We start from the raw sequence: 21,901 nt of genomic DNA, 5'->3' as shown, positions 1-21,901 counted from the left end.
TTTTTTGTTATCAAGAACTTGGGAAATATATGAACAGAGCTCCTATTGATGTTATTCAAAGTTTACTGGGACACGAAAAAAACGAGACCACTAGGATTTATGCTCAGCTAAGTAGAAACGTCAGAAGAGAGTTTTATAGAAAATATTTTTAATAATGGATGGCAAAAGGCAACGGATACTCCGCTGCCTTTTCACTATCGCACCCATAAGTTTAAGTATATCTTTTCACAATCTTGTGTATGAAGTCTTATTCCATGTTATACCATTCATAAGGTAACTCATTCCACAAAACTTTGTTAGTTTTGCCAAATTGTTCTGCAACTTTTTCGAATTGTATATTTCTTTTTTCACTACCAAATCCAACAGAAACCCTTTCTAATGAAGGATTTTTTAATAGTGGTATATAATCATCCACATTCATATTCATTGCTGACCAGTGTGTGAATTCAACCAGCGATGGTGCTTGTTCTAAGTTGCTAAAATCTTTTAGACCCTTCATATTTTCTAATGCAACTTTTTTTAATCTTTTGAGGTTATTCAAAGATGGCAAGTCAGATACGTTTGGTAGATTTTGAAGGGATAAATATCGAAGCCCTTTTAATGCTGATATAAATGAAATATCACTTAAACCTCTGATTTGAAATAACTCTAAATGGTTAATATTATCCAATACTTCAATTGCTGAAAAGTTGTTAATACCACTTAAAAATATATTCAAATACCACAATTTTTTTAAAGGTAATAAAAACTCTATATTCTTTGTTGTAATTGAGGTAAGTGTTAATTTTTGAATGTTTTCAAGTTTTCTAAGGACTTCGATATTCTTGATGTGACCTACAATACAAAGCCGCCGTAGATTTTTAAATCTTTCAAGATTGGATAAATTCGGCTTTTTTGATTTAGTTTGTCCTAATACTAACTCTTCAATTGCATCTGGAATTTTGGATAATATATCAAAGCTTTCAAGACCAAAAATACTTAGATTTAGTTCTTTTAATTTTTTTAAAGATGTTATCGCTTCTAAATTTTCCACGTTCTCATAACACTCTGCATAAAGGCGAGACAGATTAGGAAGATTCTCGAGAAAATTGAAATCACATTTTGAATTGTAGAAACCATACACACGAAGGACTACATCATCACGAATAGAAAACAAGAAATCATTTAACTTTTGAAAGGTTTCCTTTTCTATTTCACTTTGAAATTGAATCACTTCTAATTCTTTATAATTTGTTAATTTTTTTATCTCTTCTTCAGTCAATTTCTCATTTATTTGTACTCTGCCTTTTGAGATAATGCTGTACATTTTTCCACCTCAAAATATATTTTATGTAAAATTCGACAGCAGAAATTATTAGTCCTTCTTCAACTCCCCTTTAGTCAAAGAAAAATGCTGTAATCTAATCGAACTACAGCTTTAGCTCCCGTTTGTTAAATATCACTTTAAAATAGAATGAATTTCTAAATCAAACTTATCTTTGAATAGCCTACATTACTTACCTTAAATTAACCAATAATATCAACATGTTCGAGCTTCATATCATTATTCAAACCTGCTAGAATGATGTGTCCAAAAAAAAGATCTCCATCATCGAAGTAAGCCTCCATTTTTCCATCATCAAGTAATGTAATAGAATTTAGTCTTATCCTTTCAGCAAATTCTTTTGAAGTAATAGATTCTCCCTCGTTCCATGCATCATTATGTTCATCTAATAATTCTTCAGATATTTGTTCTCTGAAAAAGTGTTCCATTTTAATAATGTCAGTTAAAATTCTCTCTGAATTCCGAATTGCTTCATCTTTATTTTCTTCTTTAGTTGCGATATAGATATCTACCCAATGATTTGATGCAATTTCAACTTTTCCGGATAAGTGTTCTGAGTTTGGGTTAAATAAGAAATTCCCAAAGAAATCATTTTTAATTATTCTATAACCACTATAATCCTCAGATATTTTATAAGAGAGTTTAAAGCTATAAGGATAGAAGGATTCTTCCTCATATTTTACCATCCCAACTCCCTTTATAAGGTACATTCTTTCAATTCTTTGTAATCGCCAACTAGTATAAAAAACTTTTTTTATATACAAACAAAGTAATTCATCTCCATTAAAAATTTGAGTTTTCAAAGACTTAAATACGAATACATTGTTTGGATATTGACCTTTTTTATATGTATCTAAATAAACCATCGGTATTGGATGAATTGTTTGTTTCCCGTCTCTGTATCGGCTATACTCATAAACTTTCTCCTTTAATTTTCCAAAAACAATCTCGTCAGAAAACAAAATGGAGCCGTTATCATTTATATAAGTGCGGTTTTGTAATATTGTATTTATTCCTTCCATATTTGGACTTTTCATGTTTTCTTGTATGCATATAAAGCCAAAATTATCATGTTTTGATTCATATTTTCCTTTATATTCCTTAAAATTTTGAACAGTTAACGGAAAATAATTATTCAAATCAATATTAAGTTTTTTTAGATTTGATAGGCGTACAGAAAGATAATTTATTAATCTATTAAACATTACTTGTGCTCCTCTTTTAGAGATAGTTAGTCATTGCTTCCCGGGTCAATGAACAAGAAGACTTATGTAAACTTTTCTCTTCTTTATTTTCAATCCCGAATTATATAATTACTATATAATCCTGGTATATGAGCCTGATACCTTATTTTAGTAAACTGCCCGTGTAGTACAAAAAGAATTATTCAACAAATATTAAAAAACTTCCTTCTTATAGAAGTAAACACCCCGTTTAACTCTGCAAGATTGACAAATTTCCCATTAAAAAACAATTTTCCATCTACATAAATGTTTAAAGCTCCTTCTATAAAACCATTTTCATAAGCAGAGTATTCTGGTTCATGAGGCACATTTTTATCTAAAACAAACGAGAATCTAATATTCATAAAATCGCTCTCCAAGGGAAGTATTCTACACTGGCTCAACGATCCCCTCTTCTTCAAAGAATGCTGCCACTTTTGAAGAAGAAGAAAAAGATGGGATCTCTGTAATATCCCATCTTGAAGTAAAGCTACTCTTTAGTTGAAGTGCATTTTCTCACAAATTGTCTTTTTTTATTTCTTAGTAGCAAGAATTGCAGATGTCCTTGAAGTTAAATAAATTTCAGTTGCAAGTAAAGCTTTATTATTTAACCAGTATTCACGAACTTCATCTGGTTTTCCTATCCATTCTTCCGGAAAATATTCCTCTGGAGTAAAATCATCCAAAAGTAACAATCCACCATTATTCAAAGTATTGAACAACAACTCTCTTTCAAATGTTTTTGCTGAAGAAACATCAGCAAAAATGAATTGAAACGGTCCTTTAGTTATAACTTCTTTCCAATCCTCACAATAAAATTCTGCTTGGTTATGAACTAAAGTGTTAGTGACAGTATCTATTTTTTCTTTTGAATTATCTACTGAGATAAACTTTACTGATGAGGTGATAGCCGAAAGTATCCACGCGCTCCCTACCCCAAAACCAGTTCCTATTTCAAGAATATTACCTTGCTTTACTTGTCCTACAATGACAGATAATAGCCTCCCTACTTCATCAGAACAAGAGTTACTAAACCCTTTTTCTTTAGATAATCTCTTTGCTTCTTGAACCAATTCAGGAATAAATGTATTAGAACGATAAGCTGTTGGCATTTTAAGAACCCACCTCATTTATGTATTTATTACTATATTGAAATTCGTTTTTATTTCTTTCAAGTCCTCTTTTCACAAACCTACTTCTATTACAATAGAGTGACTCTCTTATTCAACAATCCTGTTCGTATGTAGCAGACCTTCACCAACTCTATATATTATTTAACATAAAATTACAATTAACTTTTTGTTTATCAAAACCAATATAGAAAATAGCACCTCAATTAACGCAGTAATTAACTCGTTGACAATGGCTATTGTCATTATGTTATTCTGGTTGTGATTTAGTGTGCTTATTTATACGGTATCACCCTATAATCGTCAATATAACATGAAAAGGGAAAAGACCAAATCATATGCGATTTGGTCTGCAAATTAGTAAATTATTTTATATGTTTCTCCACAAAAACAGAAATACTTAATGTTTCATACTTAGCTTTTATAATTTGAATTTATATTGTTGATGTCTTTATGTTATTCATTTGAAAATAATATCAAATGCTCAAACAAAACATTCACAACCTTAAGTTAAAAAATTGGCAGTAAGTTTAATAATAATGCCATTATTAATCCAACGATTCCTACAATGGATTGTATGATAGTAATGGTCTTGAATGTCTCACCCATTGACATACCAAAAGATTCTTTTACAAGCCAAAATCCTGCATGATTTGCATAGTTAAAGAATAATGATCCTGAACCAATAGCTACTACTAATAGATCTTTATTGATGCTTGGGTCCGCTGCAATTAATGGAGCTAGAAGGCCAGTTGCACCTACGATCCCTACAGTCGCAGAACCAGTCGTTACCGATAAAAGTGCTGCAATAAGCCAACCTAAAGCGATAGCCGAAAGCGGAAAACCGGAAGAAAGATGTACAATTGCATCTCCAACATGAGAATTCACTAATACCTTAGCGAATGCCCCTCCACCTGCAATAATCAATAAAATGCTGGCAATCGGTTTTAAGCTTGCACCAAGAGATTCTCGCAGTTTTTTCGTATCTGTCCCGCGTGCATAACCTAGAAAGATTACCCCTACCAAAAGCCCTATTAATAAGGCAATTACAGGGTCTCCCACAAACTCCGCCACTTTATAAAAATTAGATGTATTTGCGAATAGTGTCTCCGCAAAAGTTCTACTTAACATCATGATCATCGGAAGTAAAATTACAACCAGTGCAGTTACAATAGAAACTGGTGGTTTCTTATCTTTTTCATCGGTTACTGAAGTATATTGATCTAGCAGCGATTGATCGGGGCGAACCGTCAATCTTGGAGCAATAAATTTAGCGTATACAGGTCCTGCAAGAATTGCCGCAGGAATAGCGCATATAAGTCCGAAAATCATCGTTACCCCAAGATTTGCCTTAAACCCAGCAATTGCAACAAGCGGGCCAGGATGCGGCGGTACCATACCATGCATAGTAGCTAGAGCTGCAATAACAGGAACACCTACTAAAATATACGGTGATCCTTTCCTATTACCTTGCTGCTCCAGTTTACGAGCAACGGTGAAAATAAGTGGTAATAGAATAATCAGTCCAACTTCAAAAAACATCGGAATTCCAATAATGAATGCTACTATCCCCATTAACCATGGTAAGCTACGGTTACTAGAGCGGCTTAATATCGCTGATGCAATTCGATCACTGGCACCTGAATCAGCCAAAAGCTTACCAAGCATCGCTCCAAGCGCAACTGTGAGTCCTACACCACCTAATGTGTTTCCAGCCCCTTCTTCAATAGAACTTGCAATGGTTTTAACATCAAGCCCAGATGCGATACCAACACCAATCGATACTACTAAAAGTGCTAATAGCGGATGTAACCTTGATTTTGAAACAATAAGGACAATTAGCACCAAAATGCTGCATACTGCAATTAATAGTAATGAAATATCATGACTTGTCATTCATAACACCCCTTCTAAAATCATGAAAAAAATAATTAAAAACGTGTTTCATTCAAAGGAAGAGAACGCTTTCAAATTCTCTTTTAAAATAATTCATTTGATGGCGCTTACAATATACTAATTAGGGTACCCAAAATTAATCGTACATTTTATTGTGAAAAATGATAATCTTATCGAAATATTTATAATTAAAATAGTAAAAGTAATTTTTACATTAATTGTAAGTAAAAAGGAGATTAGTTTTTCAACCAATCTCCTTTTCATATCTTCTTTTTCCATTTGTATTTACGTTCAGGTCGACCGACCAATCCATACTGAACATCCACCATCATTTCATCGATGGATGTAAGATATTCTAAATATTTCCTTGCTGTAGAATCCGAAATACCGATAAGTGCCGCCGACTCTTCGGCACTAATACTCTCTTTTTTAAACATGAGTTTATCACGGACTCTCATTAGCGTTAATTTATCAATCCCTTTTGGAAGCTGTTTTTCTTCTGTATTTTTATGTTCAGATTGGTCAAATCCAGAAAAAAATGTGTCAACCTCTTGCTGATCCATTGTTTTCATTTCTTGCAATTGTTTCATTAAATTTTTATATCTAACTAGCTCTTCTGAAAATTTTTTAATATCAATCGGTTTAATTAAATAACTAAAAACCCCTAAGCGGATTGCCTCAGTTATCGTATCTGCATCATTAGCAGCTGTGATAGGAATAATATCAATTCCTCGGTATTTCATTCTTATTTCTCTTAGTAAATCAATTCCATTCATATCTGGCAAATGTATATCTAACAGAATTAATTGTGGCTTAAACGTTTGTAAGTAGGCGAGGGCTTCATTTCCGGTATTTGCAATTGTTACAATGTCAAAACCATCTATCTTCTCAGTGAATTGTTGATAAATTTTGGCCGCCAACGGATCGTCTTCTACGATCAAAACTTGTATGAGGGCTTCTGCCATATGCTTTCCTCCATGGTACATACTAATGAAATTTTATTTTTTCGGTATCACAATAGTAAATTTTGAACCACCCAAATAGCTATTCGTTATGTATATTTGTCCGTTTAATTGTTTAAGTGAATTCTTTACTATGCTTAAACCGATTCCGCGATTTTTTCCGAGTTTCGTTGTGTATCCCTCTGTAAAAATTGCTTCTTGGTTTTCCGCTACTACACCTGCACCATTATCTAGAATATCAAACACAATGTCTTTGCCAATGTCGGTAAAGAATACTTTTACCGTTGCACCACTTGTATGTTTTTCTTTTGCAGCTTCCATCGCATTGTCGATTATATTTCCTAGAATAGTTACTAGGATTTTTGTATCAATCGATTCTGAAATATTCGATAAACTGCTTTCTTTATCAATTTCTAAATGTACTTTTAACTCCTTGGATCTATTAATTTTACCAAGTATACATGCTACTAGATACGGGTCCTTAACTGCTGACATAAGAAATACAATAGTACTTTGGCGTTCTTTTACTTCATCTGAAATTAGGTCCCTTGCTTTATCGTATTCCTCAATGCTCAATAACCCGTATATCGTGTTTAATTTATTAAGAAATTCATGGTTGAGTGCTCTCATATTTTCTGAGTAGGATTTAATTTTTGAAACCTCATCAAATAATTGTTCAATTTCAAATTCCGTCCGAATAGTCAGGACCACTCCTGCTACCTGATCCATTTGTGTAATTAATGAAAAATCAATTACAAATATCTGGTCGCTGATTAATACCTTTTGATTTGATTGTCCAGTTTTCGTTTCCATTACTTCTTGAATCAATTTCTTTAGGCGGATATTTCGAATAACAAAATGATTGATTGGCAGGTCGAATTTAAGTAAAGATCTCGCTTTTTTATTCATTGTAATCACACTAAGTTCCGTATCAACGGCAATAATTCCATCGCGAATGGATTCTAATATCGCTTCCTTTTCCTTAAAAACGAAGGAAATTTCCTCCGGTTCAAGACCAAACATTTTCTGCTTTATTCGTTTCGCAATAAAGAAAGCCGCAGTAATTCCAATGAGTAAAAGAATGAAAGCTAGCCAAAGGATTTCTTCTTTATATGTAAGGATTTTTCTTTTCACATCTACCATCAAAAATCCAACTGAAGAAACGCCAATAACTTCACCATTTTTATTGATAATGGGGGTTTTGGCTTTAATAGCAGGACCAGAGACCCCCTCGCCAAAATAAACAATTGATGTGTGCTCTTTAAATACTGGTTCATTACTAGTACCCATCGACTTCCCAATATACTTTGGATTAGGGTGGGAATATCGAATTCCCTTCCTGTTTCCGATCACAATATAACTCGCTCCGGTTTGTTTTCTTATTTTCTCAACTATTGGTTGGATTTCCTTGGAAGGATCAGAGCTTTCAAAAGCATGAATAATCCTTTCATCATGCGCAGCCAATTTTGCAACCGCCATTGCCTCATGACCAAGATATTCTGTTGAAAGATCGTCCATTATTTTCGTGAAAAATATCGCCGCAAGGATGGTAGTCACACATATTACAATCGAAATGAGCAGTACCATCTGAGTAAATAATTTTAACTTTTTTTGAGGTAATTTCATCTTTTATAACTCCAATTTTGAAAAACATCCATAAGTAAGTATACCAAAACCTGTTGAGCTCTCGTAGCTTTTAGATCCTATCTTACTTATTGGTTACCTTTTACCATCCTTGCCCTGTGTTTCGGGCACCTATCTAGCTCTTTGGTTACCATTTTCCTACCTCATCCCGTGTTTCGGGCACCTATCCTGCTTTTTGGTTCCCTTTACCTACCTCATCCCGTGTTTCGGGCACCTATCTTGCTTTTTGGTTCCCCTTTTCCTTCCTCATCCCAAGTTTCGGGCACCTATCCTGCTTTTTGGTTCCCCTTTACCACCCTTGCCCTGTGTTTCGTGCGCCTAACTTGCAATTATAAAAAAACCATCAAATAAACCAAAAACCAGTGCCACTTAAGATAGCACTGGTAATGAATCAATTATTCCTTCACAAACTCAATGGTACTTCTTACCGTATCAATTGGACGGACATAGCTTTCAATTTCCTCCCGTTTCGGTTCTAAAAATGGTGGCAAGGATAATTTTTCTCCTAATGTTTCATAAGGCTCATCGCCCATGAATCCTGGTCCATCAGTCGCAAATTCAAACAGGATTTGTGGAGCTACTCTTGCATATAATGATTGGAAGAAGAAGCGATCGACAAAACCGGATGTGTGGAATCCGAAGTTATCCATCCTTTCAATCCATTCCTCTAACACGGAGCGATCCTCCACTCGGAAGGCTGCATGGTGAACAGTACCAAATCCTTGGCGACCTGGAGGTAGAATCACATTATGTTCTACAACAACTTGTGCACCATTTCCTCCTTCACCTACTTCGAACAAATGGAAGGAATCTTCTTGGGCAATTTCTTTGAAACCAAGAACAGTTTCTAGCATTTCTTTAAAATAGCCGTAATCAGCAATTCGGACAAAAATTGGCCCAAGACCTGTGATTGCATATTCTAGTGGAATCGGTCCTTTTTGCCAAGGTGTACCAGATGCCACACCATTGTTATGTTCATCAGAAATCAATTGATATTGTTGATCATCGAAATCGACAAAAGATAATGTTTTCGTACCAAATTGTTCTTTAATTCCTGTATGATCAACTTCCAAGCGATCAAAGCGTTTTACCCAATATTCTAACGCTGCATCATTTGGAACTCGAAATGAAGTTTTGGAAATCTCGTTCGTTCCGTGTGTTCCTTTTGGAATTCCAGGAAAATCAAAAAATGTCATATCGGTTCCCGCGCTACCATTATCATCTGCAAAGAATAAATGATATGTTTGAATATCATCTTGATTCACCGTCTTTTTCACTAACCGCATTCCCAAAACATATGTGAAAAATTCATAGTTTTTCTCTGCACTGCTTGTTATGGCTGTTACATGATGTATTCCTTTTAACTCATGCATTATCATTTCCTCCTATTTTTCCGTATATTATTTATATATTATTGCCGAATCTTTGAGCAACTATAGTACAATTTACTTCGAAATAAAAAATATCTTGAATTCGAGATAAATTTATCACAGATTGTATATTCTGTAAAGATATTGATTTTTTCCAGTTAAGCTCAGCTTGGAATTAAGTAGAATAACATCATAGAAATATCCTAATGGTAGGAAAAAACCATTAGGACGCTTTTTTTACATATAGAATGGGCTTTCAATCCTTTTCCTTATTTCCGATCACCACAGTAGCGTCTAGTTCTTCATAACGCATAATTTTCGGTATTAATCCATACTCCGAGAAAATTTCAGCAGTCATGGAAGCCTGCCGCTCACTAGTTTCTATTAGTAAATGCCCACCTGAAACGAGCCAAAAGTTAGCTTCAGATGCAACCCTTCGCTGGACATCAAGCCCATCCTTCCCACCATCAAGAGCCATTCTTGCCTCATGTATACGTGCCTCAGGTGGTAAAAACTTCAGCGATTCTGTCGGTACGTAAGGCGCATTTGCGACTAGTATGTCAACATTTCCATGCAGTACCTTAGGTAGAGGATCGAATAAATCACCTTCAAATACTTTACCACCTACCTTAACGACATTGCGTCGAGCACACTTTACTGCAATAGGGTCGATATCCGTAGCATATAGCTTTATATCTTTTATAGAAGATGCAACCGCAACACCAATAGCAGCTGAACCACAACAAAGATCCACCACTGTAGCTCCTGGTTGTAAAAATTCAATCGTTTGGTGTACAAGAAACTCACTACGCTGGCGTGGTACGAAGACCCCGGGATCAACTTCAATCTTTATTCCACAAAAATTTGCCCAGCCGATTACATGTTCAATTGGTAAGCCTGAGATGCGACTTTCCACCATACTCATTAGTTCGGCATTATTTGCGGCAGCAGAGATTAGCATCTTTGCCTCCTCTTCAGCAAAAACACAACCTGCTCCCCTCAGCTTGTTAACGATATTGGGAAATACACTGTCGTCTACATTCGAATCTTCCTTATCAAAATATTCGCTCTTTTTTTCAGACATGTTGCCATTCATACTATCATTACTACCTTGGTAATATTTTATGCCCACCATTCCCCAGTTCCTTAAACTCAAATTTCCCCCTCCATTTTACATCACTAATTCCTCTTCCCATCCTTTACATACATCGATCCATTTTTTTGCAGAAGAGTATTTCCATAATTCATCATTCGTTAATTCAATAGCTGAATTTGCACTTCCGCACGCAGGAAATACGCTAGTGAACCGCTTCAATGAAATATCTAGAAAAACATCTAACTCCTTTTTCAATCCAAAAGGACAAACTCCACCAATAGCATGTCCTGTTTGTTCTAATACTTCATCTGGGCTAAGCATTCTTGGTTTAAAGTCAAAGTGTTGCCGGAATTTTTTGTTATCCACCTTTGTATCTCCTGCAGCGACAACTAAGATTGCCTTCCCGCCCCCTTCACCTCGAAAAGAAATGGTTTTTGCAATCCGTGCTGGCATTACGCCAATCGCTTCTGCCGCCAATTCAACAGTCGCACTAGAAGTTGCGAATTCCATTACATCTTCTTTACGGTTCCATTGTTTAAAATGAGCCTGTACACTTTCCAAAGACATAGTGATCATCCTTTCTTCATAATGTTAAGAAAAATGATACCATACATTTAATCCGTCAGCGATTCTCAAAAAATAACTTTTGGGTTGTACTTTTGTCATATAGGATAAAGTGGCAAAAAAGGGTATAATAAAAAAGAAGAATACTTTTTTGTAAAGGGTGGTGACTTTCCATTGAAAAATCGAACTAAGAAAATCAGAAAAAAACGGGCTGTTCTTAAAGATTATTTGAAAGATAGACTAAAAAATTGGAAGCCAAAAACGGGGAAAGCGCCTTTATCTAATAGTAAAAAGTTAATTAGTTAAGGGTATTTTTACCCATCTTCAAAACTCCAAGACGTTATTTCCTCACTCAAAAAACTTCCCATAAAAAACACATGAAAACGTATTTTCATGTGTTTTTCTTTTGAAATAAACTTGTTTTTACTATGAATAATAGTTTTGTTAAAGTTATTTTAGGTACAACAATATTCCGAAGAAATGACAAGCCGAACCTGCCATAACAAATACATGCCAGATTGCATGATGATACTTGAATCCACGCCATACATAAAAAACTGATCCAAGTGTATAGACAATTCCACCGGCAATTAGCAAATGTAATCCGACCGGGTTCAAATTCATAATAATTGGTTTCCATATTATAACGATTGACCAGCCCATTAAAATATACAGTAACGTGGATGTAAAGAGATATTTTTTCACAAAAAAACATTTGAAAAGGGTACCCAATACGGCTAACGCCCACACGACTCCAAACATCGTCCAACCTTCCCAACCTTTAACAATTAGTAATAAATATGGTGTGTAAGTACCTGCAATGAAAAAGTAAATGGCCGAATGGTCTAGAATTTCAAATATGTCCTTCGCTTTACCTTTTCTCAATGAATGGACAAGTGTAGAAGACAAATATAGAAAGAGCATGGTGCATCCAAAGACAGTAAAGCTGACAATTTGCCACGCATTTCCATAGATAGCGGAAAAGCAAACTAGTAGAACAAGACCAGCTATACTTAAAACGGCACCTATTCCATGGGTAATGGAATTTGCAATTTCCTCTCCTTTTGAGAATGTATGAGTAGCTGCCATTTCACCAATTCCTTTCTGTTTCTTTTTATTGTACCTTACATTTTAAATTTTAGTATTTTTACTATAACAAACAAATTAATAAATTTCCTTTATTAATTATTTGTATTTTCTATTTATTCGAACATTCATCTGTGTTAAGATAATTATATGTATTTTAGATGGTAAGGGGATGGTATGAGGATGGCAGAAATAACAGAAAAGATTACTATTAATATGAATGTTGTAGATTTAGGAAAAGTAGATTTATTAGTGGAACAAGGATTTTTTTCAAATCGCACTGATTTTATTAAGACCTCTGTTCGAAATCAGTTATCAACATATTCAAAAGAGGTTGAATCGGTTATTACAAGTAAATCTTATGTTCTCGGAATAAGCCGATACGATAAAAATACGCTTACACGATTATTTGCAGAAAACAAAATGTTGGACCTCAAAGTGATTGGAATGCTTGTTTTAGATGATGATATTGATGTAGATTTAGCGAAAAAGACGATTAAATCCATTAAGATTTCCGGTGTTTTTAAGGGGAAACCTGAATTAAAAAAACTTTACAATATATAAGTTTAAAGACCTCGAGATGAGGTCTTTTCTGCTTAAAAATGCATTATTAGCATGCAACCTAAAAAGGAAGTCCGACAATAAACATAATTAATCCATATTAACATATGCTTTCTTCACATCTATTTTCTGTTTCAACATGCCTTTATCGTATAACCAATTCGAGATGTTAGTCCATACAGATTGTTCCTGATATCCGAAGCTCTCCGTCTTACTGTTCATTATAGGTAAGAGGATATTTAGACTTTTCGTTTCTACCTGATGATCAAGTGGAAATGTTGAATCCTCATGTTTATAAAGTGTCTTTAATGCAGCACTTGGATCTTTCGTTACATCTGCTTGACCTTTTGCGACTGCCTTCCAAAATTTTTTGATTGTGGATTTCTTTTTGGTCCAGTCTTTTTCACTCGTAATTAAAATCAATTCGTAGTAATTAGGCACACCATAATCAGCGGGATTAAAAGCATTGACTGGATGACCTTCTTTCTCAAGAAGGATTTTCTCATGATTAATATATCCTCCGTCAATTCCAACCACTTTTTTTGTTGTTATAGCTGGAATAAGATCAAATCCAACATCTGTTGTCTTTACTTTATCTGGATTTCCACCATCATATTTTACCATTGTTTGTAAAACAGCCTGTTCGAACTCCAAGGAAGAGTACCCAATATTTTTTCCCTCTAATTCTTTTGGTCTCGTAATTCCGCTTTCTTTCGGCACCATTAAATAATTCAATGGTTGCCTAACAAGTGCTGCTATAGAAATTACAGGAATTCCTTCTGCTCTTGCCATTACAACCTGTGGCTGATAGCTTATCGCTAAGTCTACCTTGTCAGCGGCAACAAGCTTCAATGGATCAGTAGTTTCGGAAGGCATTTTGATATCAACATCTAAGCCCTCTTTTGCAAAATAGCCTTTTGCTTCTGCTGTATAAATAGCTGAATGCACCGCATTTGGATACCAATCCAACATAATGCTAATTTTTTGTAAACCGTCTTTTGTATTTGCTCCATGACCTTGTGTGCATCCTCCAAGCAAAACAAGGGCACATATTATCAGTAATTTTAAACATATTTTCATTAATATCACCTATTTCCTATTCCAAGATAATATTTTTCGCTCTATTAAACTCATAATGATAAACAGTACCATTCCAAGTATGGAAAGAATGGTTACCGCTGCAAAAACCCCTTCTGCATTTAAATTCCCGGACATTCTTCGGCTGTAATATCCTAATCCTTCACTTGCACCAAGCCATTCTCCAATCGTCGCACCAACAACCGCAAAAACAACTGCCAGCTTCATACCGGAAAATAAATAAGGCAAAGCGAATGGAACTTCGATCTTCACAAATCGCTGCCATCTAGTTGCACCCATTGTTTGTAGTAAATCGCTGTATTCCCTGTTCACTTGCTTTAACCCATCATAAAAATTTAATACGATTGGAAAAAAACAAATTAAAATAGTTACCGCCACCTTGCTCCAAAGGCTATAGCCAAACCAAAGAATAAAAATTGGAGAAAGAGCGATAATAGGAATCGTTTGTGAGATAAGGACAATCGGATACATTACTTTCTCAATTGGCTTTGAAAAATACATGGTCACGGCTATTCCAATACCTCCAATAAGTGCAAGAAAAAAACCTATTAAAACTTCTCTTAGTGTTGCTCCTAAATGAACGACAAATAATTCATGTGGGTAATGTATCATCATTTGCACAATCGATATAGGTGTTGGAATGATAAACGAGGGGATTCTACCTGAATGTACGAGATACTGCCAAATCAACAAACAAAGAATGGAAACGATGATAAATAAACCGTATTGTTGTCTAAAACGTTTAAACCAGTCCATCTGTAATCCTTCTCTCTAGTTCTTGACGATATTCAACCATTTCTGTTGTATAAATCATCTCTGCTTCTCTCGGTCTAGGTAAATCTACTTTGAATTCCTCCACTCCTTGTTGTGGATGAAGAATAAGAATTCTATCACTTAAAAGAATCGCTTCTTCTAAGTCGTGTGTAATAAAAAGAATCGTTTTGTCGAGTTCTTGCCAAATAGAAAGCAGCCATTTTTGCATATCCCGCTTTGTAAAAGCATCCAGCGCTCCGAATGGTTCGTCTAATAACAGTACTTCTGACCCTGTCAAAATGGTACGCAAAAAAGCGATACGTTGCTTCATTCCGCCAGAAAGCTGTTTAGGTAACGCATTTTCCCATTCTGTAAGTCCCGTTTTCTGAAGCCAGTCTCTTACTTCTTCCTTTGTATAAGAATTTCCCTTTCGAATTTCTGAACACAGCATTAAATTTTCTAATACAGTCCTCCACGGAAGAAGTAAATCTTGCTGTGGCATATATCCGGAGCTTCCAGGAGTCGGAATCACTCCATTTATCAAAATTTGTCCCATCTCCGGTTGAAGCAGGCCGGCGATTAGTTTTAAGATAGTGCTTTTGCCTGAACCGCTTTTTCCTATTAAACTAACAAACTCTCCTTTTGATACCGTTAAAGAAAAATTGCTAATGATTGGATTATGTTCATAGGTAAAAGAAACCTTATCCAATTGAAGTGTCATTTTACTGTTTCCCTTCTTGAAAAGCTCTTTTTTCCATCTACCTAGAATGAATATGTATAAGAAAGGATTCTTCTATAACGGCCAATCTTGACCGTTATAAAGCATCTCCCAAAATAAATATTCATATTTTGATGTAGTTTGAAAATGATTTTCCAGTACAGCTAGTTCCTCCTCTGATTTCCCTAAAGTTATTTCGTCTAATAACTCGATTAACCAAAGGGCAATGGAACCGAATTGATCGGAGGAATATGTTTCAATCCAAGTTTTATACGGATTATGTTCCAACCCAGATCCATATTGTTTTTTTAGATGCTTTCCTATTTCCCAATAATCCCACGCACAAGGCAGCAAACATGAAATTAACTCCGCAAGCGTTCCATTTTGGGCAACACTAGACATATAACTCGTATACGCTAAATTGTTTGGAGTCGGTTTTGTTTGCTCCAGTTCTTCCACTGTAACGCCAAACTGACTAGCATATTCCCGATGTACATTCATTTCAAAATGTAGAATGTTATGTAATAGGTGAGAGAACTTTGTCATTGATACAAGATCATTTGCTTTTTGAACACCAATGGCATAGAGCTTTGCATATTGGATCAAATATACATAATCTTGTTTCATATATTCTTTAAACAATTCTTTTGAAAGTGTCCCACTCCCTATTCCTTGTACAAACGGATGCTGGTGATTTTGATTCCAGATTGGTTGAACATTATGAAATAACCTTTCGGAAAAAGTCATTTTTCATCGCTCCTTCCTGTGAATTAAAGCTCACGATTGAAAATGCTATATTTGCGAATAAATCCTTGAAGTGCTTGATTCTTCAGCAACACCTTTAAAACAATTATTCCAATAACCGCACCTCCAAAAGAACTAACGATAAATGCCGGGATAAATCCAAAAACAGCTACCTTTTGACCAAGGATAAGTGTGGCTAGCGGATAGCAACAAATAGCACCAATAATACCAGTCCCTACTACTTCACCAGCAAATGCCCACAAAAGCTTTTTCGTTTTCATGAACAAAATTCCGGATAAGAAGGCACCAATCATACTTCCTGGAAAAGCGAAAATCGAACCTGTCCCCGCCATGTTCCGAATTAGGGATACAATAAATGCCTGTGCAACAGAATACATCGGTCCTAAGAGAACTGCCGTTAAAACATTTGCCATGTGCTGAATAGGAAATATCTTTGCAAAACCAACTGGAATATACACCATATTGCTAGTTAATGTGGTGATGGCAATGATCACACAAGTTAATGTCATTTTTTTTACCTTACTCATAATAAAGAACTCCTCCATTTTGCTTATTAAAATTTAAAAACATTTTTAACGTCTTATGCGTACACGTTCACATGTATTCATAAGGCTATAAATCAACAATAATCACTAATATGGGAAAAAAAACCGCTTTCTAATAAGAAAGCGGTTTTAATCTAAGTTGTATAAACCAACATCAATCGACCGCTTCCCTACGCCAGTACTATCTGGATCAGGTCCAAAGGGTTTCAATCCAACGATTTCTCTCAGCCACTCGGCTCCCCTAGCAAATATTAATATTTAATTGGAATGCGCAAAAAACCCGCCCTTTTTCACGCAAGGACGGGTTGCATTTACAATGATAAAAAGAATGTTATCGTTATAAAATCATGCACTTCCTTACGCCAGCACTAACTGGATCAAGTTCAAAGGGTCCAGATCATATCCGTCTCAGTCTATTCAGACTCCCCTAGTGATCAAATATTCATTTATATACATATAGTAGCACATATTTTAGAAAAGAAAAGAACAAATTTTATTATATTAGTAAAATAACCATGGGTGATAAGGTGATCATCAATCTTTTAGATCTTTCTTTCATAAATTTAGTTGAAATTTGAGTAGTTTGTTTCCGTAATTCTACTTCTTTCATGATAACACTCCTTTCATATTTTTTATATTCATTCAAATTTGTTGGTTTAATGCAACTTATTAGTTTATAATATCCAAAATCCAACATATTGTTCACGAAATTTGCAATATTATTTCCTCAATTATTTGCATTGTACCAACTTCATTTTGCAAAGGTTAAGCACCATAAGAAAACTAGCTAAGTTCATTGCTCTATTCATTACTATAAAAACAAAAAAAGCCAGTTTCGCTTAGAAACTAGCTTGGTTCATTATGTAAGGAGCCGCCTTTGCCGTAATTTAATGATAAGAAAGTTTTAAACCACCACTCCTCAAAGTGGGTGTTCTCAGAAACGTTTCTGCGTGTCCTCCATGTCGTATAGACAAAGGCCTGTCATTCCCGTTCCGATATTAAACTCCCTGTTACAGCTCAAAGGTTAAAACTTTATTATGATTACGTACAACGCAGCTTGTGTTATTATATTACTCCCCTTTTGATAAAAAATCAAATGAAAGGTTTTCCACTCAATTTTTAATAATGAATCGGAAGTCTTTGAACTTGCTGAAACCCTTGTGTCTTTTTAAGGATATAAAGTTTGTACGTAGATTTCCGCTCTAGGCACTTGCTTCTGCGGGAAGGGATGGAGCTCCTCGACGTTACCGCCTGTGGGGTCTCCCACTTCCCTCTTTTTCCTGCAGGACCTCAGATTGTTAAAGTTAAATTACGCTAAAAAAGCAAAAACTTTACGAAGACAGCCAAATAAAAAATGAGCTTGAGATAATCTAGCTCATTTTGATATCCGATTAATTTTTCGTAACGTTGAATTTTATATATTGCTGTATTTATCAACCGTAATTATAAAGCAGTCATGTTAGCGAAGTCCCTTTTAAATTCACAATAACTATCCTAAAGACAATTATTTTTGTAAGAATTAAATTTAAGAAAATAATGCGTTTATTCACGAAAATGAACGAGGAAAGTGTCACGATTCGGGGATTTATGTCTCTTCGTTTACTTAATTGGATAGTAATTTTCCTCTTAATCTTGACATTTCCTTATCCATTAAGAAAGAAGTTTTAGCAAGCTCTATGAGCTGATTTTTAGCTTCTTCAGGTATAGTCTCGCCTTGATATTTATAGTTTAGTTTATGTTCCGTGGATGCCCAAAAATCCATAGCGGATGTACGAATTTGTAATTCTGCAGGAACCCATAATATTTCTTTGGACAGGATGACTTGAGTTTCTACAATCAGGTGCAGACTTTTATATCCACTCATTTTTGGGTCCTGAATATAATCCTTTACGCGTATCACTCGAATGTCTTCACGTTGCTCAATATGCTCCTTTAGCATATACACGTCTTCAATAAAACTTGTTACAATTCTAACACCCGCAATATCTCTTATTTCATTCCTTACCGCTTCTTGTGTTAAGTGAATTTCTTTTTTTTGAATTTTCTCCACCAAAGATTTTATTGTTTTCATACGTGTTTTCATATGTTCAATAGGGGAATAGCCATGTTGTGTTTTCCACTCTAAGTCAATAATCTTGAAATCACTTTCTAATTCGTGTAATACCATTTGGTATGGCAGAAAGAATCCTCTCCAATTGTCTATTACTTTTTGAATAACCTCGATCTTTATCTTTTCTTTCAGCATGTCCACAACCCTCCAGTTATTATTCTAATATCATAACACAGATGATTCGAAGTAAAAAAATGTTCGGATAGAAGATTTTTTACTTTTTCTTGTTATTTAGATCCTACGTCTGAAACCCCCAAACCATTGTATCTAAAGGCTCTTTTCGCATGTTGATTTCCGCTCTAGGCACTTGCTTTCCGCGGGGAGGGATGACCCTCCTCGGCGTTACCGCTTGTGAGATCTCCCACTTCCCTCTTTTTCCCGCAGGAGTCAAGTGCCCTCTGCTACAATCAATTCAGAATGTTAGAGTTAAATTACACTAAAAAAGCAACAAACTTTACGAAAACAGCCTTATCAATAGACAATTTCACCTATTCAAAAGATACATTTCCATCAATAAATAATAATAGATTAGCAACTTCCATATAGAAAATTCAACCGATACAAATAATAAAATGGCTTGGAATTACTCCAAACCATTTTATCGTGAATTGCATTAATATTTTAATCGTCTAAATAGGTTATTTTTTTACATCTTATAAGTAAACATAAAATTTTCAGAAGGTACTTTTTTCACACACGATGGGAAGAAACTTGAAGCTTCCTCTTTGATATCATAGCTAAACGTATCGAGAATAATACGGCAATAATAGCAAAAATAGCGATCATCCCTATTACACCAATCCAGCCGAAATTACTATAAAAGCTTCCGCTAAGGGTTCCACCTATACTTGAACCAGTATAGTAAAAGAACAAATAAAGTGCGGATGCCTGTGCTTTGTCATGTGATGCAAGTTTTCCAACCCAGCCGCTTGCAATGGAATGACCGGCAAAAAATCCAAATGTAAAGATGGCAATACCGATAATTTTTAACCAAATATTCATATTAAGAGTAATAAGTGCACCAATTAATAAAATGCCAAGTGAAACTTGGAGGATTTTTCTTCTGCCATGCTTATCAGCAAGCATCCCCATCCAAGTGGAGCTAAATGTTCCAACTAAATATACAACAAAGATAAAACCAACTAAAGTTTGACTTAAGGAATATGGTGGTGCAATTAATTGAAAACCAATATAATTATATAAAGATACAAAGCTTCCCATTAATAAAAATCCAATAACAAATATATAAATTAATCCCGGTTCTTTAAATTGACTAATTAGAGACCTTCCTAATTTTCCAATCTCCAATTTTCGTGCTTCGAAATGGGTTGACTTCGGTAAAGTAAACCAAAACAACAGACTCGCAAGTAAACTGATAATTCCAATGACAACAATAGCGATTCTCCAATTAAAATAATCAGTCAGCACACCGCTGATGATCCGACCGCCCATACCACCGATGGAGTTTCCGCTAATATATAACCCCATTGCCATTCCCAGACTTTTTGGCTCAATTTCTTCACCTAAATAAGCCATCGCAATTGCAGGCAATCCACCTAACACGATACCTTGAAGAATTCTTAGTAAAAGTAATAAATGAAAATTAGGACTAAACGCTGTTAATATAGCTAATATCGATGAAGCCACTAACGATATTGTCATAACTGATTTGCGCCCATATACTTCTGAGAGTGAACCTGTAAGTAGCATACTAACTGCAAGTGCAATAGTGGTCGACGATAACGTTAAACTAGAAACTGCCGGTGAAACATGATACTCCTTCGCAATATCCGGAAGTAATGGCTGTGTACTCCATAGTATGGCAAATGTGTTGAAACCGCCTGCAAATAGTGCTAAATTTGTTTTTTTGAAATTGGCGGTACCACGTTCAATATATCCCATGATGACTGATTAACTCCTTTTTACTATGTTAATATTTCCGAACTTTAGAAAGACCTTTGACAAACTCAATGAACCTTTCTGTCACAGGCGATAAATATCTTCCTTTTTTCCATGTGATCCCGATTTCCCTCATGCAAACCGGATTTTTTATACGAATGAGTTTGATTTTATTTTTATCCAATACTTTTACATCTGGAACAATAGATACTCCTAATTTTGCTTCCACCAAACCCGCAACCGTTCCAATCTCTTCTCCTTCAAACGCTACATTCGGTGTAAAACCTGCTTCGGAACAAAGATTATCAACAATCGTCCGTAGTCCGTAACCATTTTTAAAAGCAATAAAAGGCTCTTCCTTAATATCAACCAAATTAACTTCATCTAAATGAGCAAATGGGTGATTTGCAGAAACAATCAAAAATAATTCCTCTGACCATAATGATTCCCATTGAAGCTCATTACCATCCTGCATATAGGATATTAGGGCAATATCGCATTCTCCTGTCATAAGCTTCTCGAAAACTTGATGGGAACCCGATTGACTTAAATGAAACTTTACTTCTGGGAATTTATTTAAAAATACTTTCAGAATCCCTGGAATAAAGCTAATCCCTAAAGAGTGCAAAAAGGATAATGAGATTGTCCCATGATCAGGATGAATCATGTCATGTATTTCCTCTTTGCCTAATTCAATTTCGTGAATAGATCGCTCCACTCGTTGTAAAAACATTTTTCCATACTTATTTAAAACAATATTTCGCCCAGTTCGGTCAAATAGCTGCACCCCAAGCTCTTCCTCAAGCTTTGAAATCGATCGACTAAGAGCAGGTTGAGAAATAGATAATTTCTGAGCCGCACGAGTAAAATGCTCGGTCTCTGCAACCATTTGAAAATAATGAATTTGATGCCACTCCATCGCATTACCTCACTAAATTACTTTTTACCTTACTATCATACTCCTCCATTTATATAACTTCCAATTGTATATTTGCATGATATTCATGCATGTTGGTTATCGATTGTGTTTACAAAAAAAAGAACAGCTTATATCTGTTCGCATTCTAGAAACTTATAAAATTCTTTTGGTTGAATCGTTGAGACTTTTCTTGTAAATCCATATATGATTTCAAGGTGCTATCAAAAATTATTTTTTT

General features: G+C 35.0%; 20 protein-coding genes, 1 other RNA gene, 1 pseudogene and 2 riboswitches. Of the genes and pseudogenes, 2 read left to right on the top strand and 20 right to left on the bottom strand.

The window, feature by feature from the left end; all coding sequences use genetic code 11:
* Window positions 1-32: 32 nt before the first annotated feature.
* Window positions 33-152: pseudogene (locus AC3WJF_RS18500) on the top strand (integrase); the annotation flags it as partial.
* A gap of 95 nt (window positions 153-247) precedes the next feature.
* Here AC3WJF_RS18500 and AC3WJF_RS18495 read toward each other — a convergent pair.
* The 11 genes from AC3WJF_RS18495 to trhA all read right to left on the bottom strand — a co-directional run bounded on the left by AC3WJF_RS18495 (window position 248) and on the right by trhA (window position 12,298).
* The gene (locus tag AC3WJF_RS18495; RefSeq protein WP_492454838.1) at window positions 248-1,306 is read right to left on the bottom strand and encodes a leucine-rich repeat domain-containing protein; all 1,059 of its coding nucleotides are present in this window, start codon (window positions 1,304-1,306) and stop codon (window positions 248-250) included.
* A 200-nt stretch (window positions 1,307-1,506) separates the two neighbouring features.
* Window positions 1,507-2,529, bottom strand: coding sequence for a DUF2262 domain-containing protein (locus AC3WJF_RS18490; RefSeq protein WP_492454837.1), 1,023 nt, complete (start codon window positions 2,527-2,529; stop codon window positions 1,507-1,509).
* A gap of 182 nt (window positions 2,530-2,711) precedes the next feature.
* Window positions 2,712-2,912 (bottom strand): hypothetical protein, encoded by a 201-nt coding sequence (locus AC3WJF_RS18485; RefSeq protein WP_492454835.1) that lies wholly within the window; start codon window positions 2,910-2,912, stop codon window positions 2,712-2,714.
* 168 nt (window positions 2,913-3,080) lie between these two features.
* A complete protein-coding gene (locus AC3WJF_RS18480; RefSeq protein ID WP_492454834.1) occupies window positions 3,081-3,659 on the bottom strand; it encodes an O-methyltransferase in 579 nt (192 codons plus the stop codon).
* A gap of 528 nt (window positions 3,660-4,187) precedes the next feature.
* Entirely contained in the window at window positions 4,188-5,573 is a 1,386-nt protein-coding gene (locus tag AC3WJF_RS18475; protein WP_492454832.1) for a GntP family permease, read from the bottom strand.
* 260 nt (window positions 5,574-5,833) lie between these two features.
* Window positions 5,834-6,538: a response regulator gene (locus AC3WJF_RS18470; protein ID WP_492454830.1), complete on the bottom strand. Its 705-nt coding sequence runs from the start codon at window positions 6,536-6,538 to the stop codon at window positions 5,834-5,836.
* A gap of 33 nt (window positions 6,539-6,571) precedes the next feature.
* On the bottom strand, window positions 6,572-8,161 hold the full coding sequence (locus AC3WJF_RS18465) for an ATP-binding protein (protein WP_492454828.1): 1,590 nt from the start codon (window positions 8,159-8,161) through the stop codon (window positions 6,572-6,574).
* A 413-nt stretch (window positions 8,162-8,574) separates the two neighbouring features.
* On the bottom strand, window positions 8,575-9,552 hold the full coding sequence (locus AC3WJF_RS18460; protein WP_492454827.1) for a ring-cleaving dioxygenase: 978 nt from the start codon (window positions 9,550-9,552) through the stop codon (window positions 8,575-8,577).
* A gap of 253 nt (window positions 9,553-9,805) precedes the next feature.
* Window positions 9,806-10,633, bottom strand: coding sequence for a putative protein N(5)-glutamine methyltransferase (locus AC3WJF_RS18455; RefSeq protein ID WP_492454852.1), 828 nt, complete (start codon window positions 10,631-10,633; stop codon window positions 9,806-9,808).
* 87 nt (window positions 10,634-10,720) lie between these two features.
* The gene (locus AC3WJF_RS18450; RefSeq protein WP_492454825.1) at window positions 10,721-11,212 is read right to left on the bottom strand and encodes a YbaK/EbsC family protein; all 492 of its coding nucleotides are present in this window, start codon (window positions 11,210-11,212) and stop codon (window positions 10,721-10,723) included.
* 447 nt (window positions 11,213-11,659) lie between these two features.
* A complete protein-coding gene (gene trhA / locus AC3WJF_RS18445; RefSeq protein WP_492454823.1) occupies window positions 11,660-12,298 on the bottom strand; it encodes a PAQR family membrane homeostasis protein TrhA in 639 nt (212 codons plus the stop codon).
* A 180-nt stretch (window positions 12,299-12,478) separates the two neighbouring features.
* Here trhA and AC3WJF_RS18440 point away from each other — a divergent pair, with 180 nt between their 5' ends.
* Window positions 12,479-12,859, top strand: coding sequence for a CopG family transcriptional regulator (locus AC3WJF_RS18440; RefSeq protein ID WP_492454821.1), 381 nt, complete (start codon window positions 12,479-12,481; stop codon window positions 12,857-12,859).
* 87 nt (window positions 12,860-12,946) lie between these two features.
* On the opposite strand, the gene AC3WJF_RS18435 is transcribed toward AC3WJF_RS18440, so the two are convergent.
* From AC3WJF_RS18435 to AC3WJF_RS18395, 9 genes are all read right to left on the bottom strand, one after another.
* Entirely contained in the window at window positions 12,947-13,936 is a 990-nt protein-coding gene (locus AC3WJF_RS18435) for an ABC transporter substrate-binding protein (RefSeq protein WP_492454819.1), read from the bottom strand.
* Window positions 13,937-13,945: 9 nt separating this feature from the next.
* The gene (locus tag AC3WJF_RS18430; RefSeq protein WP_492454817.1) at window positions 13,946-14,710 is read right to left on the bottom strand and encodes an ABC transporter permease; all 765 of its coding nucleotides are present in this window, start codon (window positions 14,708-14,710) and stop codon (window positions 13,946-13,948) included.
* On the bottom strand, window positions 14,697-15,428 hold the full coding sequence (locus AC3WJF_RS18425) for an ABC transporter ATP-binding protein (RefSeq protein ID WP_492454815.1): 732 nt from the start codon (window positions 15,426-15,428) through the stop codon (window positions 14,697-14,699). The genes AC3WJF_RS18430 and AC3WJF_RS18425 overlap by 14 nt, the downstream gene beginning before the upstream one ends.
* 72 nt (window positions 15,429-15,500) lie before the next feature.
* Complete coding sequence (tenA, locus tag AC3WJF_RS18420) at window positions 15,501-16,172, bottom strand: thiaminase II (RefSeq protein ID WP_492454813.1); 672 nt, start codon at window positions 16,170-16,172, stop codon at window positions 15,501-15,503.
* Window positions 16,173-16,195: 23 nt separating this feature from the next.
* Entirely contained in the window at window positions 16,196-16,717 is a 522-nt protein-coding gene (thiW, locus tag AC3WJF_RS18415; protein WP_492454811.1) for an energy coupling factor transporter S component ThiW, read from the bottom strand.
* Between the two features lie 168 nt (window positions 16,718-16,885).
* Window positions 16,886-16,988: riboswitch (TPP riboswitch) on the bottom strand.
* 84 nt (window positions 16,989-17,072) lie between these two features.
* Window positions 17,073-17,174, bottom strand: a riboswitch (TPP riboswitch).
* Between the two features lie 425 nt (window positions 17,175-17,599).
* A non-coding RNA gene (gene ssrS, locus AC3WJF_RS18410) (6S RNA) lies at window positions 17,600-17,797 on the bottom strand.
* A gap of 541 nt (window positions 17,798-18,338) precedes the next feature.
* Window positions 18,339-18,980, bottom strand: a complete 642-nt coding sequence (locus AC3WJF_RS18405; RefSeq protein ID WP_492454809.1) for a GTP pyrophosphokinase — start codon at window positions 18,978-18,980, stop codon at window positions 18,339-18,341.
* Window positions 18,981-19,535: 555 nt separating this feature from the next.
* Window positions 19,536-20,747, bottom strand: coding sequence for an MFS transporter (locus tag AC3WJF_RS18400; protein ID WP_492454808.1), 1,212 nt, complete (start codon window positions 20,745-20,747; stop codon window positions 19,536-19,538).
* Between the two features lie 28 nt (window positions 20,748-20,775).
* Window positions 20,776-21,663, bottom strand: a complete 888-nt coding sequence (locus AC3WJF_RS18395) for a LysR family transcriptional regulator (RefSeq protein WP_492454806.1) — start codon at window positions 21,661-21,663, stop codon at window positions 20,776-20,778.
* Window positions 21,664-21,901: the final 238 nt, after the last annotated feature.

This window comes from Heyndrickxia sp. FW510-T9, assembly GCF_058781025.1.
The sequence above is the reverse complement of the archived record's forward strand: the minus strand, read 5'-3'. Positions and strand labels throughout refer to the sequence as shown.